Genomic DNA, 14635 nt, shown 5'->3' with positions numbered 1-14635 from the left:
CCCCCCCCCCCCCCCCCCCCCCCCCCCCCCCCCTCACCGTGACAAACTATATTATCTGAAGCGCTTGGATTGCTGCACCTCGCGCTCGTCCTTGCGGATGAAGCGGTTGGCGAACACATTCGCGAGCATGGCGCCTACGAGTCCATAGAAACCGATATCGTATTTGCCCGTCAGTTCAGGATCGAAAAGCTTGGCTGTTTTGTAAAAAGTGAAATAGATCACCAGACCCATCGTCACAGTCATCAATATCGAGTTCACCGCGCACAATGCCGATTGCAGAATGCGATTTTTGAACTGGAAAATCGCGTAGGCAGCCACACCGGCTGTGAGAATGGCCAGTGCAACAAGGTAGTATACCGGCTGAACATTAGATTGCACTTCGTTGATCTGGTGATGCAGCCTCAGGGCTGTCAGATCGGCACTTTGTCCTCCTGTTAATGCTACTTTCGACCAGATCGGGAAGGCTAGGAAAATGCCCATTCCGATGACGACCATAGCCAGGAAGATAGTTTGAATACGTTGTAACATGCTTTTTTAAGAATTATTCTTTTTCAAATGATGGGCAAATTTAGGTAAAGACGCCATTTGCCGGAAACCGCATCAGGAAATCACTTCACCATAAAGGTCAAATTCCTCGGCGGAAGTCACTTTCACCTGTGCAAAATCACCCAGACGGACATACTGGCTCGCTGGGACAAGCACCTCATTATCAACTTCAGGCGAATCGTACTCGGTACGACCGATGAAATAGCCGCCTTCCTTCCGATCGAACAGCACTTTGAACGTCTTACCGATTTTTTCCTGATTAAGCTCCGCTGAAATGCCTTGCTGCAACTCCATAATGGCGTCGGCGCGCTCCTGTTTCACTTCCGGATCGATGTCGTCCTCCATCGTGAATGAATGCGTATTATCCTCGTGCGAGTACTGGAATGCGCCCAAACGGTCGAAACGCATTTTTTCGACGAACTCGTAAGTTTCATCGAACAGTTCTTCGGTTTCTCCCGGGTGACCGACGATCAGCGTCGTACGCAATGCGATATCAGGCACTTTGTCGCGGATCGAGTGGATCAATGTTTCCGTTTTTTCGCGGGTAATGCCACGACGCATGAGTTTCAGCATTTCCGTCGAGCCCGATTGCAGCGGCATATCGAGGTATTTAGCGATGTTGCTGCGCTCGTTCATCACGTCGAGAATATCCATCGGGAAACCCGCTGGATAGGCATATTGCAGGCGAATCCAGTCGATGCCTTCCACATCGGAGAGGTTACGGAGCAGGTCGGAAAGGTTGCGTTTTTTATAAATATCCAGGCCATAGTAAGTCAGGTCCTGGGCAATGAGGATGAGCTCCTTGGTACCACGTTTCGCAAGCGATTTAGCTTCTTTTACCAGTTCGTCGATCGGCCTCGAAACGTGTCCCCCGCGCATGAGCGGGATTGCGCAGAACGAGCACGGGCGGTCGCAACCTTCGGCGATTTTCAGGTACGCGTAATGTGCAGGCGTGGTGAGCAGGCGCTCTCCTACAAGCTCGTGTTTGTAATCGGCTTTGAGGGTTTTGAGCAGGCGGGGCAACTCGTTGGTACCGAACCAGGCGTCCACTGTGGGTATTTCAACCGCCAGTTCATCCTTGTACCGATGCGACAGGCAGCCTGTAACATATACTTTATCTACCATACCAGCCGCTTTGGCATCGGCATAGCGCAAAATCGTGTTGATCGATTCCTCCTTCGCATTGTCGATAAACCCGCAGGTATTGATCACGACGATCTGTGAATCATCTTTCTTCGACTCATGATCCACCGCGAACCCGTTGCCTTTGAGCTGCGTGTACAGTACCTCCGAGTCGACCAGGTTCTTAGAGCAACCCAGCGTCACGATATTGACTTTATTCTTAACTATTCCTTTGGTTTTCATTGAAATTGGCTGTCGGCTATCGGCTGTCAGCTATCGGCTTTAAATGTTTTGAAGCTGCGTTCACATCAAAGTGACTGATAATGAACGGCGAAATGGGGTGCAAAGTTCGTGAAAAAATGAATAGGAAGTACTATCGGATGAAAGGAAAACGGCGATGTATGTATTCTGTCGGAAGGTTTTGAAAATACTGGTCTATCACCCAATACCCTTCCGTTTTGGGTGAAATAATGAACTCGTCACCCGTCCTGAGAAAATAATGCATGTAAGCGAGTGGAAATTTGATGCTATTGTTATGATAAATACGCACCTTTTCAATATCACCTTTCCCCAAACGGAGCACTTTATCTGTGAATGTGAGTTCCAACTCGTGATGCTCGGGAAATGTCTCTATAACAAGTCCTTCAACGTATTGCCAGTGATTGATATCGAGCGCCACGACCAAAAGGCCGAATCCCATGGCCACCAAACCAACCACCAGAAACCAAAGCCTCACCAATAGCGGGTGGTCCTCGGTGTAAGAAATATGCATGAAAAGCGCCAATTTGAAGAAAAAGCTACCTACCAGAATGAAGTAATAAGTGAACAGACCTTCGAATTGCAAAAAGTAGTTCCAGGGTGTAGTAATAAATGTCCGCGACACTTTCAGGGGTGAATTCCCTCCGATCGTGTCTTTCGTAAATCGCAGCATCCGCCAGATATACCATACAAATGGCGCGAAAACAATTAAAAAGACCAGCAGCGTATCCATAAAAAAGGTATCCTGGAATTAAACTCCAAGATACCTTCTTATATCAGACCTGAGTGGTTTAATCTACGAGCGGTTACCGTCGCTGACCAGCGCCATTTATCCTATTTTCTTGAACAGCGAATCCACAAACTCTGCCCGGTCGAAGACCTGCAAATCGTCCATCTTCTCACCTACGCCGATGTATTTGACCGGAATTTTAAATTCATCCGAAATGCCGATCACGACGCCGCCTTTCGCGGTACCGTCGAGTTTGGTAATGGCTAGTGCGGTAATGTCCGTTACTTTGGTAAACTCGCGGGCCTGGATCACGGCATTTTGGCCGGTACTGCCGTCGAGGACGAGCAACACTTCGTGCGGTGCGTCAGGGATGATCTTCTGCATTACGCGCTTAATCTTCGAAAGCTCGTTCATCAGGTTCACTTTCGTATGCAGGCGGCCGGCGGTGTCGATGATGATCACGTCCGCTCCGGTTTCGGTACCTTTTTTCAATGCGTCGAACGCCACGGCCGACGGGTCGGTGTTCATCCCGTGGTCGATCACCGGCACATTTACGCGCTGGCCCCAGAGTTTCAGTTGATCTACGGCTGCGGCGCGGAAAGTATCCGCGGCGCCGAGTACCACTTTGTGGCCGCGTTGATGAAACTGGTGCGCCAGTTTGCCGATTGTCGTTGTTTTACCTACCCCGTTCACGCCTACAACCATAATCACATAAGGCTTGGGCAAATGCTCGGTTTCGAAGCTGTCGGTAATGTCGACCGATTTATTCTCGGTCAGCAATGCGGCAATTTCTTCGCGCAGGATGCTATCGAGCTCGGCTGTCGAGGCATATTTATCCCTGGCTACGCGTTCCTCGATGCGTTTGATCACCTTCACGGTCGTTTCAACGCCCACATCGGAGCTTACCAGTATGTCTTCCAGTTCATCGAGAACGTCCTCGTCGATGGTCGTTTTTCCCACGATGGCCCGTGAGAGCTTGCCAAAGAAGCTGTCCTTGCTTTTTTCGAGGCCCTTATCTAATGTTTCTTTTTTCTCCTTTGAAAAAAAGCCAAATAAACCCATAGTGCTGATTACATTGATGGCTCAAAAATAAAACAAAAAAGTCCCGGAAAGGGACTTTTTACAAATTCAACCCTTCGACTTCGCTCAGGGTGACAAAAATATTGCGCTTGATGTCAGTCTGAGCGCAGTCGAAGACAGTCCGAGCGAACCGGGCGGTCGAAGACTAGTTTTTCAATGCGCCCTGTACACCGTCCAGGGGAACGATTTCTTCTTTGAAGGTATAAGCTCCTGTTTTAGGAGATTTTACGGCCTTGATCACTTTCGCGAATGCTTTACCGCCTTCTTTTTTCAGGGTAGCAACTACTTTCTTTGCCATGTCTGTATATCAGTTAGAAGTTATTTTGTTAATGATTAACTGTTCCGCGCTTACCCAGTTATTGTTCAGCTTCACGTGACAGTTAACGGGTAACAAGACGAACTTACTTAATTTCTTTGTGGACTGTGTAACGTCTCAGGAAAGAGTTGAATTTCTTCAATTCCATACGGCCTGGCGTATTCTTCCGATTTTTTGTGGTCACGTAACGTGACATGCCTGGAACACCGCTTTCTTTTTGTTCAGTGCATTCCAAAATGACCTGTACTCTATTACCTTTCTTAGCCATTGCTTTACATCGTTTTACAAATAGGAGTGCAAAAGTAAAGACATTTTGCATTAATCGCAACAATTACAGACAAATAAACAAGAAATTTTCCTGAATTTGCTAAAAGCCGCTTGCGGATAAGCGGTTGTCGGACAAGCGAATACAATTCGGCGTTTTCAAGAATTGTCCGAATTTATGTCCGGAGCATGACGGAAATCTAAGACAAACTTGCTTTCTTCGTGGTCGATTTGGTATCGCAACCTTAATCTGGCGAAAATTCTTAAAAATTAACACAATGACACTCAAAAAAAGCGCTTCTTTGGCCCTGATGGCCCTGGCAGTTTCTTTCTTCATCGGTTGTTCGTCTAAGGAAGACCGTGAAAAATATGATCAATGGTATGGCTCAGGAAGCAAATCGCGCGAAGAAGCGGCCCTGGTAAAACTGCAAAGCGACAGAAAGGCCGCAGCAGAGAAAGCAGAAGCCGAAGCAGCCGCAAAACCGGCAGAAACCGCGGCGAAACCGGCAGCCGGTGATTCCACAGCGGCAGCAGCTCCGGCAGCAGATGCCGCACCTAAACGCAAACCTGTTCCTGCCGAAGTTTCCGCATTGCTGAACAAACACACCTGCTTCGCTTGCCACCAGGCTTACGATAAGGTAATCGGCCCTGCATATTCGGAAGTGGCCAAGAAAAAATATACTGCCGACCAGATCGTAGAGCTGGTTCACAACCCCAAACCGGAACACTGGCCTGGCTACCCTCCGATGGCGCCGCTGGCACACGTTCCCAAAGCTGACATTATCGTTATCGCCAACTGGATCAACTCACTCTGATTCCTGGCAAAACCGGCTATATTCCATAAAATACGGGTCGTTCATGCTATGGACGGCCCGTATTTGTATCTTTGCGAAAGCATTAGTAATATAATATGAGTCAAACCGCAATTCACCCCGCTGACGTTACCGATGAACTTTTGGCCACTTATGAAACCGTAATCGGGCTCGAAGTACATTGCCAGCTTCTGACGGAATCCAAGCTGTTTACCCGCGATTTCAACATTTTTGGCACAGAACCCAACACCAATATCGGTCCGCTGACGATCGCATTGCCTGGTACGCTGCCCAAAGTCAATAAAAAAGCCGTCGAATACGCCGTCCGCCTCGGCATTGCCTGCGGATGCTCGATCAGTAAAAGAACCATTTTCGACCGCAAAAATTACTTCTACCCCGATCTTCCGAAAGGTTACCAGATCTCGCAGGACAAAAAACCGATCTGCGAGCAAGGCGGTGTGCATATTTCCTTTAAGCACGACGGTAAATTCACCGAGAAAACGATCCGCTTCCACCATATCCATTTGGAGGAAGATGCAGGAAAATCGGTGCACGACGGTAGCCATACCGAGACAATGCTCGATTACAACCGCGCCGGAACGCCGCTCGTGGAGATGGTATCGGAGCCGGATCTGCGCTCGGCCGAGGAAACAGGCGCATTTGTGACTGAGATCCGCCGCCTGGTACGCTACCTGGGCATCAGCGATGGCAACATGGAAGAAGGATCGCTGCGTGCGGATGTGAATGTGTCCCTGCGCAAGAAGGGCGCAGCGGAATATGGCACGAAAGTCGAGATCAAAAACATGAACTCGATCCGCAACATGATGCGGGCCATTGCCTATGAGGAACGTCGCCAGGCAGCCATGCTCGAAAACGGCGAGGTGATCCAGCAGGAAACACGGATGTTTGACGTGGAAACCGGGCAGACTTACGGAATGCGCGTAAAAGAAACAATGAACGATTACCGCTATTTCCCCGATCCCGACCTGAGCCCGGTGGTAATTTCGGACGAATGGCTGGAAAGCATTAAGTCTACCATGCCCGCATTGCCACACGAGCTACGTGAGAAATTTGTAAATCAATATGGCATCCCGGCCTACGATGCTGCGGTACTTACCGATACCCGTGAGTTAGCCGAGTACTTCGAGGCTGTTTGCTCCAAAACAACACATTTCAAAGCTGCATCGAACTGGCTGATGGGCCCTGTGAAATCGTACCTGAACGATCATCACGGCGACATTGCGCATTTCCCGATCAGCGCCGGAAATCTCGCAGATCTGATCGAGTTGAACGAATCGGGTGCTGTGAGCCACTCGGTAGCCGCGCAGAAGATTTTCCCGGTCATGCTGGAAGAACCCAATCGCGAGCCCTCGGAGATCGCGTCTTCAAATAACTGGCTGCAAAACAGCAATACAAACGAGCTTGAAACGTTGGTAGATGAGGTAATCGGCGCAATGCCTGACAAGGTTGCCGCTTATAGAAAAGGTAAAAAGGGATTGATGGGATTGTTCGTCGGCGAAGTAATGAAAAAATCGAACGGAGCTGCCGATCCCAAACTTGTGAACCAGCTGCTGGCGCAAAAGTTATAGATCACACATTCGATAATCAGTTAAAGAAGATTATGAAGGCATTTATCAAACAGAGTGCATTGGTTTTGGGCGGCGCGTTGCTGAGCTTCCAGGTCCTGGCGCAGATCGAACCAAAAGACTTTACCATCAATGGCAAGGTCAAAAACGGTTCTAAAGGCGAGAAAGTCATTCTGTCGCAATCCACCGCAGCCGGATCTTCTGTTAAACTCGATTCCGCATTGTTAGGTGCCGACGGCAGCTTTACGCTAAAAGGCGTGGACAAAGACCGCGGCAGCTTTTTTACCGTCAATATCGCTGACCGGCAGAAATTCCCCTTACTCGTGGAAGGCGGTGAAACCTTCAATATTATCGCCGACGGCACACAACGCGACGATAAAGGCAATGGCGGGAAGGTATCCATTACCGGCTCCAAGAATATGGAGTACTATGCCAAAGTCGATCAACTGATGCAGGCATTCTCTGCGAAAGTAACCGGCTGGAACGAAGCTTATGCCGCAGCGGAAGAAAAGAAAGACACTAAAAAAATCCAGGAAATACAACAGGCCTACCAGGCAGCAGAGAAGGAAAGGGTAACCACGCTGCGCCAGATGATCCCGGAAATGGGAACATCGCTGATCGCGCTTTTTTCGGCCAACAACTTCCTCACGCCTGAAAACGACCTCGATGTTCTGAAAAAGCTGGCCGATGATTATTCCAAAGTAGAACCCGTGCCTACACTGGCAAAAGGCTTTATTGGTTCTGTTAAAAGAATGGCTGGACTAGCTGTTGGAGAAATAGCTCCCGATTTCACCCTCAACAGCCCCGAGGGCAAACAGATCGCATTGTCGTCGTTGCGCGGCAAATATGTGTTGATCGACTTCTGGGCATCATGGTGCGGTCCCTGCCGGATGGAAAACCCGAACGTTGTGCGCATGTACGGCAAGTTCAAGGACAAAGGCTTCGATATTTTCGGTGTGTCGCTGGATGATAACGAAAAAGCCTGGAAAACGGCCATCGAACGCGATAAGCTGACCTGGCTGCACGGTTCTGAACTGAAGAAATGGAACTCCGGCGTGGCGCAGACTTATGGTGTGAACGCCATCCCGGCTACATTCCTGCTCGATAAAGAAGGAAAGATCATTGCAAAAAACCTCCGTGGTGCGGCGCTTGAAACCAAGCTGACCGAGCTGCTTGGAGCTCAGTAATACACTTTTTGGTTTATAAATAATAAAATCCGCAGAGTTGATCCTGCGGATTTTTTGCGTTTTTAGAAGCTCATAAGTTGAGAGTTCATGAGTTTAGAGCGTTTTTTACACTCATAAACTCTCAACTTATAGACTCACCTCGTAATGAAACAGCAGCGGGTCCGGGTACCTGAATTCGTATTGATAAGTTTTGGAAAATTTATCTCCTGAAATCACTTTAAATGGAGGCTGTACCTCCGGCTTCTTGAATGTAGGAGCTTCCCATCCGAATTGTGCGCAGGAATCGACGTACACCTCGCTGCGTGTCGGATGAAACGGGGCCGTGATATTGAACGTTTCGTTTTGAATGCCTTGCTCAATAATCGATTTGATAATGGCTGTGGCATCGTCGCGATGAATGTAATTTACGGGAATATCGCCGGTAGTCATTTCTTTTTGACCCTGCACATACTTTCCTGGAATGCGGTTGTAGCCAAGCAAGCCGCTTAGTCGCAAGATAGTAACCGTTTTTTCATGCCTTAATGCGGCGATTGCATTCTCCGCGGCCACCATTTCCGGCTGGGCGGAATGCTCAGGCAATTGCACATCGGATTCTACTGCGGTTTGGCTAAGGTCGCGATAAACGCCGGTTGAGCTTACAAAAACCACGTCTTTTGCAGGCGACTGGCGGATTGCCTCGGCTACCATCCGCATTTGCGCGGAGTAGTTACCAGCCACATTCTGCGACATGCGCGGTGGAATCGAGATCACGATTAGGTCCGAGTCAAAAAACGACTCCGAAATGCTTACGTCCAAGCCCGCTTCCGGGTTCAATAGGAGAAGGTAACCGTCGATTCCGGCGGCGGCAAATTGGTCAAGTTTATGCTCCGATGTGGTACTGCCTTTTACCTGCGATGTAATACCGCTGCCCAGTAACCGTTTAGCTAATGGAAACCCCAGCCAACCGCAGCCCAGGATGCTTATGCGTTTTTTTCCTACTTTTGAAACTTGTTCCGACATATATTCTCTCCGCCAAATGGTTTATTTCAGGTCCTTATTATGCATTCTGTTCGTAGCTATCCTCCAATTTTCTTGTAAAACCGACCAGCGCAGGGAGGCCGATACCAGCAATATCCGGTTCGAACTGGTTTCCAAAAATCTCGACGAGGAGCTGTTCTCCTGCAAATCGGTGGAAGATGTGCAAAAGTTCCTCGACAGCCATCCTCATCTTGCCAAAGGCTATTTTGTAGACGCGCCCACAGAGCCGGCTAAACTCGCCGCGCATTTGTTTACCATCCTGCAAAACCCCGATTTACGGGCATTTCGCGCACAGCTCGATTCAATCATCGGCGATCGCAAAACACGCATTCTGAACCCGCTTGCGGATGCATTCAAGCAAATTAAATACCATTATCCTCAATTCAGGATTCCTGAGGTCGATTTTATTGTGACAGGCTTCACCGGCAACGACCTGTATATTTCCGATTCGCTGATCGTGATCGGCCTTGATTATTTCGGCGGACCGGCCGCGCGTTACCGTCCCAACGTATATGACTACCAGCTCCGCCGTTACCAGCGCGAGTACATTGTCCCGTCGATCGTTTTTTTCGAATCCAATCAGTTCAATTTTATGAATGTCGGCGACCAGACGTTGCTATCCGACATGATTGGTTATGGTAAAGGTTATGAGTTTGTAAAGCAGATCATGCCACAAACCCCCGACAGCCTCATTATTGGTTATTCTGAGGAGGATTTGAGAAAAACCTACAACAGCCAGACGGACATTTGGGCTTACTTTATTTCCAGCAAGCTGCTATACGAAAAAAGCGATCTGAAAAAGCGCAAGTTCATCGACGATCGCCCGTTTACCACCGAAATCGGTAACAAGGTGCCGGGTGCCATCGGCCGGTGGGTCGGCTGGCGGATCGTGAGCCGGTTTTTGGCCGAAAATCCAGACACGAAGCTCACCGATTTGATGGCGATTGACAACGCCGGCCGAATTTTGCAGGAATCGGGATATAAGGGGCAGACAGACGAAGATGAGTAAGTTTTTTACTTACTTTTGCGTCAAACCATTGTTCAGATAGCATTTAATGCCTTTTACGCTCATCATTTTCCTCCTGCTCGTCCCCGGCTTTGTCGTGATCGGCGTCTATCTGGAACGGAAGGTTTCTGCCTTTATTCAGGACCGCCTGGGACCTATGGAAGTGGGGAAATGGGGGTTATTGCAGCTCTTCGCTGACTTGCTCAAACTGCTTCAAAAAGAGGACATTGTACCGAAAGCCGCCGACCGGAAACTGTTTCTCATTGCCCCATTTGTCATATTTATATCTGTTTTTGCTGGATTTGCTGTGGTACCACTCGCACCGGAACTCGCGGGATCGGGCGCGGCCGTGGGGGTATTTTTCCTGCTCACGATTGTTTCTGTAGATGTAATCGGGCTGCTGATGGCTGGCTGGGGCTCCAACAACAAGTTTGCATTGTACGGTGCCATGCGTGCGGTAGCTCAAATCGTATCTTACGAAATTCCGCTCGGACTCTCTATCCTTTGCGTGATCATGCTTACCCAAACACTCGATTTACAGGTAATCAGCTATCAGCAAGGCATTTACACACCCGAAACGATTTACCTTTTCGGTATCCGCGAACTCGGAATCGATGTAAGCGGTGTAGGCGGGTTTCTATCCTGGAACATCGTCCGCAACCCGTTCCTGCTGATCGCCTATGTGGTTTTTTTTATTGCCTCATTGGCCGAATGTAACCGCGCGCCGTTCGACTTGCCCGAAGGCGAATCGGAGCTTGTAGCAGGCTTTCACACCGAATATTCCGGAATGCGCTGGGCATTGTTTATGCTCTCCGAATATGGTATGATGCTGCTGGTGTCGCTGCTGGGGGCTATTCTTTTCCTGGGAAGCTGGAACACCCCGCTGCCGAATATCGGGCCCGTGAAGCTGGCCGACTGGACCAGCGGGGCGCCAGGGACGTTCTTTGGCTATGCTACCGGTATTTTCTGGCTGCTATCAAAAGCATTGTTCGGCATCCTCATTCAGATGTGGGCGCGCTGGACGCTCCCACGCCTGCGCGTGGACCAACTCATGTACCTGGGCTGGAAAGTGCTAACACCCGTAGGCCTCATATTATTCTTTATTTCAGGAGTTTGGCGCCTCATCGGCGTCTGATCATTTGACGATCTCCGCTCCATCCAGAATGTAATTCATCTGGTAAATATCATCGGCATTCAGTTTCAATGTGCCTGTGAAGGTAAGGCGCTCGTCGGTTTTGAACTTCTTTCCGTCCTTTTTCTTAAAATTCAAAGTCATTACTGTTTCCGGGCCGGCGCCGCCGCAGAAAAAGCACGCACTGAACGGGAATGCAGAAAGCACATACAAATTAGCTTCCAGATCCACCGGCAGAATGTAACCAGTGATTGAAACCTGCTGGTTTTTCAGCTTCTGCACGCTCGGCCCGAATGTCGGGTGCAGCATGTAGATCGACTCTTCGGCATACCATTTCTTTTTGAAAGTAACATCCCGCAGGGTTTCCCAGGTCAGCTTCACCGGTTCGACCGCCGGTTTGAAAGCGAACAATGAAACGATGCAGAAGAACAATATGCTGATTTTGACAGATTTCATCAGTATTCCAATTTTGTATTACAATGATTAGTACCGGTTTACAAATTTACACACATTATTATTCCTCCGCCAATGTCCGCGAGATATTCAGCCGGTAAATGCCGAGCGACGGCAATGCAGCCGCTACTACACCGATTGCTAGCGCACCGAAAAAGAGGTAAATCTCTTCCGGCAGCAACGCAAATTTGCCTAGCGAGTAGTGGAAATCCTGCTCTGCCGATTTGGAAAACACCCACAAACCAATGCGGCTGGCAATGATACCGACAAAAAATCCGATTACAGCCAGCGACAGCCCTTCTATCAGCAGCATCAAAAACAGCCTCGTGCGCGTCGCGCCCATGGATAGCATGAGAGCCATTTCATATTTCCTGTCTTTTAGTGAATTATACAGAGAGATAAAAACGCTTACTCCCGCAATGGAAATAATGATCAGCGCCAGGGTCCGAAGTGTTTCGATGCCAACGCCCAAAAGCGAGAACAGCCGGTTAATCTCGATGCTGGGCAATGCGGCTTGCATGGACGTATTTTCATTGATCTGCCGGGGAATGGTCATCAATCCCATCGGATTACGAAACTGGATCAATGCGCTGGTTACGTCCTTCCCTTCCTCGTCCGGTTCGGGGTCTGCATGCGCCTGCCCGCCGGTGTGCTCAACTTCCGCGACCGTCGGTGTTTCTGCTCCTTCGGAATGCTCATGAATGTCCCATACACTCGAAAGGCGCGTGACGATTAGCTGATCTATCACTGTTCCGCTGGGCTGGAATATACCTACTACCTTATATTTTTTGTCTTCATGCTTCTCTCCTTCCGAGTCCAGGCCATGCGAGCCGGAAAACTGGTCACCTATTTTCAGCTTCGAGTCGCGCGCAACCTTGCTGCCGATCGTCACTTCCATGGATGCATTATATAAATGTCCTTCGGCGAGTTTTGCATTAAAGTGCTCAACATATTTCGGCGTCGTGCCTACAATGCGGAAACCCTGGTAATTGTCGCCCATCGAAAGCGGAATAACGGTTTTCACAAAAGGATTTTTACGCAATGCATTCACTTCGGCCAGCGGGATGTTGCCGGTAGGTGCGTCGATCTGGTAAATGCTCGAAAGGATCACCTGCAATGGGCTGCCTTTGGCGCCTACCACCATGTCGATGCCTTTCAGATTGCGCTTGAACTGCTCGTCGAGCTGTTTATTCAGGAGTAGAAGCAGAGAGATCATGCCAATGCCAAGGGTCAATAGCAATGCGCTCAAAAAGCTGTTGAGCTTTTTTTCCCTGAGATTGGCGATGCTGATCTTGAAGAGGTTCATTGGGATTGTTTACAGGAAAATCTGGTTAGAGAACTCGTCTTTAAGGCGTTGGTCGTGTGTAACCACCAACAAGCTGGCCCCAATTTGCGCGGACTGCTTTTTCAAAAGCTGGATCACCCGGTGACAGTTGTCGTCGTCAAGGTTGGATGTGGGCTCGTCGGCGAGGATGATATTGGGGTTATTCATCAACGACCGCGCAATGCTCACCCGCTGCTGCTCACCCTGGCTGAGCTGATTCGTTTTTTTGGACAAATGATCCGCAAAACCCAGCTGCTCGGCCAGATGCCGGGCCTTTTGCCGGTCTTCTCTCTGATTCGCCAGGTAATTGGACAACAAAATGTTATCCAGCACCGAAAGCGAGCTCACGAAATGCGGCCGCTGATAGATAATACCGATGTTTTTAGCGCGGGTGACGGTGACTTCCTGAGGAGTCAGGTTTTTAACGGATTTACCCGCGATGACCACATCGCCCGATTCCGGCGTCAGCAGCAGCGCCAGCAAATGCAACAATGTAGTTTTTCCTTTCCCCGACTGACCAAGGATCAGGAGTGTTTCTTTGTCATTGCAATGAATATCGGGGAAGCTGAATTTTTTCTGAGCGGAATAAGAAAACCGTAGCTGGTTACTCGAAATCATTTTCTGTGGCGCTTTTTGAGTACACAATGATAAGGAAGATTTGCGGCGTTTCTAAAAAATCATATCCACACAAATAAAACATTGCTAAAATCGTTGAAATGGTGTTGCATCCTGAAGAAAACCAACAACTATTCTATTTTTGCAAAAAAATCGATTTGAAAATGCGTAGAAATTTCGACTTGAGAAGAGTATCCGGAGCGTTGGCTTTAACCCTGATCTTAGGGCTATTACTGTCTGGCAGAGACGTAAAAGCGCAGAACAGAGGGTTCTTCGTTCCCTATTCTACGGCAGGTTTTGGTATTGGCACTTCGAACTACTATGGCGATCTTGCGCCATATCGTCGCCCGCTGGCTTCTACCTTCAAAATGATCCGCTGGAGCGTCGGCGGAAACTACACACGCCACTTTACACCGCGGCTTGCGGCACGCGCTAGCTTCATTTACGCCAGAATAGCTGGTGACGATTACATCATGAACCGCGATTCTAAACACGTCACCAGCATTTTCTATGCACGGAACCTGCATTTCCGCAACGACCTGAAAGAATTTTCAATTCAGGGTATTTATAAGCTGACGCCGGATAACCGCAGCTACGATCGCCGCCCGCAATTGGGGTGGTACCTGTTCGCGGGTGTCGCGCTTACTGCGCACAATCCGAAGGCACTCGATTCACTCAACGGCGACTGGGTGAAATTGCAGCCGCTTGGAACCGAAGGCCAGGGTAATGAAGGATACGCCAAGCCTTATTCACTGGTTCAATTTGCGATTCCTCTTGGTATCGGCGTCCGCTATAAAATCAATTCCAAATTCGACATTTCGGCTGAGCTAGGTTACCGCAAAACGTTCACAGATTATCTGGACGATGCGCACGGCGCCTACGCCGACCCGGCGCTTTTCGCAGATAATCCGACAGCGGCATTAGTCGCAAACCGCACTACCGAGCAATTCGCCGCCCGCAAGGGGACAGACAGGACCAACGATATGAGAAAATTCATGGACGTCAATTATCCTGGTGTTTTAGGTAGTGGGGAAGATCCTTTTGCAAAATTACCCAGTACAGGATTCGGAGCTCCCGGTACAGAACGTGGGAATAGTCCAACTCAAAAGGATGCATATCTTTTTGGTATGATCACTGTCCATTACATGCTGCCTTCGCAGGTTAAATGTCCTCCACTGAGATAATAG

General features: G+C 49.1%; 16 protein-coding genes. 6 read left to right on the top strand and 10 right to left on the bottom strand.

What is annotated here, in order from left to right:
* Positions 1-51: 51 nt before the first annotated feature.
* From ACQ4MZ_RS30795 to rpmG, 6 genes are all read right to left on the bottom strand, one after another.
* A complete protein-coding gene (locus ACQ4MZ_RS30795) occupies positions 52-528 on the bottom strand; it encodes a DUF4293 domain-containing protein (RefSeq protein WP_223400813.1) in 477 nt (158 codons plus the stop codon).
* A 72-nt stretch (positions 529-600) separates the two neighbouring features.
* Positions 601-1911: a 30S ribosomal protein S12 methylthiotransferase RimO gene (gene rimO / locus ACQ4MZ_RS30790; protein WP_430851793.1), complete on the bottom strand. Its 1311-nt coding sequence runs from the start codon at positions 1909-1911 to the stop codon at positions 601-603.
* A gap of 130 nt (positions 1912-2041) precedes the next feature.
* Positions 2042-2659 (bottom strand): hypothetical protein, encoded by a 618-nt coding sequence (locus tag ACQ4MZ_RS30785; protein ID WP_430851791.1) that lies wholly within the window; start codon positions 2657-2659, stop codon positions 2042-2044.
* A gap of 96 nt (positions 2660-2755) precedes the next feature.
* On the bottom strand, positions 2756-3718 hold the full coding sequence (gene ftsY, locus ACQ4MZ_RS30780; protein ID WP_291201125.1) for a signal recognition particle-docking protein FtsY: 963 nt from the start codon (positions 3716-3718) through the stop codon (positions 2756-2758).
* Between the two features lie 163 nt (positions 3719-3881).
* Positions 3882-4034 carry a DUF4295 domain-containing protein gene (locus tag ACQ4MZ_RS30775; RefSeq protein ID WP_015813059.1) on the bottom strand — a complete coding sequence of 51 codons (153 nt, stop codon included), beginning with the start codon at positions 4032-4034 and terminating at the stop codon, positions 3882-3884.
* Between the two features lie 103 nt (positions 4035-4137).
* A complete protein-coding gene (gene rpmG / locus ACQ4MZ_RS30770; RefSeq protein WP_019944752.1) occupies positions 4138-4320 on the bottom strand; it encodes a 50S ribosomal protein L33 in 183 nt (60 codons plus the stop codon).
* Between the two features lie 274 nt (positions 4321-4594).
* On the opposite strand from rpmG, the gene ACQ4MZ_RS30765 reads away from it, so the two are divergent.
* From ACQ4MZ_RS30765 to ACQ4MZ_RS30755, 3 genes are all read left to right on the top strand, one after another.
* The gene (locus ACQ4MZ_RS30765) at positions 4595-5131 is read left to right on the top strand and encodes a c-type cytochrome (RefSeq protein ID WP_430851788.1); all 537 of its coding nucleotides are present in this window, start codon (positions 4595-4597) and stop codon (positions 5129-5131) included.
* 95 nt (positions 5132-5226) lie between these two features.
* Positions 5227-6717, top strand: a complete 1491-nt coding sequence (gene gatB, locus ACQ4MZ_RS30760; RefSeq protein WP_430851786.1) for an Asp-tRNA(Asn)/Glu-tRNA(Gln) amidotransferase subunit GatB — start codon at positions 5227-5229, stop codon at positions 6715-6717.
* Positions 6718-6749: 32 nt separating this feature from the next.
* Positions 6750-7901, top strand: a complete 1152-nt coding sequence (locus ACQ4MZ_RS30755; RefSeq protein ID WP_430851784.1) for a redoxin domain-containing protein — start codon at positions 6750-6752, stop codon at positions 7899-7901.
* A 126-nt stretch (positions 7902-8027) separates the two neighbouring features.
* Here the strand turns inward: ACQ4MZ_RS30755 and ACQ4MZ_RS30750 are convergent, their stop codons facing one another.
* Positions 8028-8900 (bottom strand): NAD(P)-binding domain-containing protein, encoded by an 873-nt coding sequence (locus ACQ4MZ_RS30750; RefSeq protein WP_430851782.1) that lies wholly within the window; start codon positions 8898-8900, stop codon positions 8028-8030.
* Positions 8901-8916: 16 nt separating this feature from the next.
* On the opposite strand from ACQ4MZ_RS30750, the gene ACQ4MZ_RS30745 reads away from it, so the two are divergent.
* Both ACQ4MZ_RS30745 and ACQ4MZ_RS30740 read left to right on the top strand, forming a co-directional pair.
* Positions 8917-9927 carry a gliding motility protein gene (locus tag ACQ4MZ_RS30745; protein ID WP_430851780.1) on the top strand — a complete coding sequence of 337 codons (1011 nt, stop codon included), beginning with the start codon at positions 8917-8919 and terminating at the stop codon, positions 9925-9927.
* A 46-nt stretch (positions 9928-9973) separates the two neighbouring features.
* Positions 9974-11059: a complex I subunit 1/NuoH family protein gene (locus ACQ4MZ_RS30740; protein WP_430851778.1), complete on the top strand. Its 1086-nt coding sequence runs from the start codon at positions 9974-9976 to the stop codon at positions 11057-11059.
* Here the strand turns inward: ACQ4MZ_RS30740 and ACQ4MZ_RS30735 are convergent, their stop codons facing one another.
* Genes ACQ4MZ_RS30735 through ACQ4MZ_RS30725 form a run of 3 tightly spaced genes read right to left on the bottom strand, consistent with a single transcriptional unit; the run spans position 11060 to position 13451 of the window.
* Complete coding sequence (locus ACQ4MZ_RS30735; protein ID WP_106595729.1) at positions 11060-11512, bottom strand: DUF3299 domain-containing protein; 453 nt, start codon at positions 11510-11512, stop codon at positions 11060-11062.
* A gap of 58 nt (positions 11513-11570) precedes the next feature.
* On the bottom strand, positions 11571-12815 hold the full coding sequence (locus tag ACQ4MZ_RS30730) for an ABC transporter permease (RefSeq protein ID WP_430851776.1): 1245 nt from the start codon (positions 12813-12815) through the stop codon (positions 11571-11573).
* Positions 12816-12824: 9 nt separating this feature from the next.
* Positions 12825-13451: an ABC transporter ATP-binding protein gene (locus ACQ4MZ_RS30725; protein WP_430851774.1), complete on the bottom strand. Its 627-nt coding sequence runs from the start codon at positions 13449-13451 to the stop codon at positions 12825-12827.
* A gap of 161 nt (positions 13452-13612) precedes the next feature.
* On the opposite strand from ACQ4MZ_RS30725, the gene ACQ4MZ_RS30720 reads away from it, so the two are divergent.
* Entirely contained in the window at positions 13613-14632 is a 1020-nt protein-coding gene (locus ACQ4MZ_RS30720) for a DUF6089 family protein (protein ID WP_430851772.1), read from the top strand.
* The last annotated feature ends 3 nt before the right edge of the window (positions 14633-14635 follow it).

The sequence above is a fragment of the Dyadobacter sp. BHUBP1 genome (assembly GCF_050587785.1).
GTDB lineage: Bacteria > Bacteroidota > Bacteroidia > Cytophagales > Spirosomataceae > Dyadobacter.
Note: the sequence above shows the minus strand (reverse complement) of the source record. Positions and strands in the feature narration are given on the sequence as shown.

Excerpts from the sequence above, each read along its gene's own strand:
- ACQ4MZ_RS30795 (WP_223400813.1), bottom strand. The coding sequence starts at position 528 with ATGTTACAACGTATTCAAACTATCTTCCTGGCTATGGTCGTCATCGGA.
- rimO (WP_430851793.1), bottom strand. The coding sequence starts at position 1,911 with ATGAAAACCAAAGGAATAGTTAAGAATAAAGTCAATATCGTGACGCTG.
- ACQ4MZ_RS30785 (WP_430851791.1), bottom strand. The coding sequence starts at position 2,659 with ATGGATACGCTGCTGGTCTTTTTAATTGTTTTCGCGCCATTTGTATGG.
- ftsY (WP_291201125.1), bottom strand. The coding sequence starts at position 3,718 with ATGGGTTTATTTGGCTTTTTTTCAAAGGAGAAAAAAGAAACATTAGAT.
- ACQ4MZ_RS30775 (WP_015813059.1), bottom strand. The coding sequence starts at position 4,034 with ATGGCAAAGAAAGTAGTTGCTACCCTGAAAAAAGAAGGCGGTAAAGCA.
- rpmG (WP_019944752.1), bottom strand. The coding sequence starts at position 4,320 with ATGGCTAAGAAAGGTAATAGAGTACAGGTCATTTTGGAATGCACTGAA.
- ACQ4MZ_RS30765 (WP_430851788.1), top strand. The coding sequence starts at position 4,595 with ATGACACTCAAAAAAAGCGCTTCTTTGGCCCTGATGGCCCTGGCAGTT.
- gatB (WP_430851786.1), top strand. The coding sequence starts at position 5,227 with ATGAGTCAAACCGCAATTCACCCCGCTGACGTTACCGATGAACTTTTG.
- ACQ4MZ_RS30755 (WP_430851784.1), top strand. The coding sequence starts at position 6,750 with ATGAAGGCATTTATCAAACAGAGTGCATTGGTTTTGGGCGGCGCGTTG.
- ACQ4MZ_RS30750 (WP_430851782.1), bottom strand. The coding sequence starts at position 8,900 with ATGTCGGAACAAGTTTCAAAAGTAGGAAAAAAACGCATAAGCATCCTG.
- ACQ4MZ_RS30745 (WP_430851780.1), top strand. The coding sequence starts at position 8,917 with ATGGTTTATTTCAGGTCCTTATTATGCATTCTGTTCGTAGCTATCCTC.
- ACQ4MZ_RS30740 (WP_430851778.1), top strand. The coding sequence starts at position 9,974 with ATGCCTTTTACGCTCATCATTTTCCTCCTGCTCGTCCCCGGCTTTGTC.
- ACQ4MZ_RS30735 (WP_106595729.1), bottom strand. The coding sequence starts at position 11,512 with ATGAAATCTGTCAAAATCAGCATATTGTTCTTCTGCATCGTTTCATTG.
- ACQ4MZ_RS30730 (WP_430851776.1), bottom strand. The coding sequence starts at position 12,815 with ATGAACCTCTTCAAGATCAGCATCGCCAATCTCAGGGAAAAAAAGCTC.
- ACQ4MZ_RS30725 (WP_430851774.1), bottom strand. The coding sequence starts at position 13,451 with ATGATTTCGAGTAACCAGCTACGGTTTTCTTATTCCGCTCAGAAAAAA.
- ACQ4MZ_RS30720 (WP_430851772.1), top strand. The coding sequence starts at position 13,613 with ATGCGTAGAAATTTCGACTTGAGAAGAGTATCCGGAGCGTTGGCTTTA.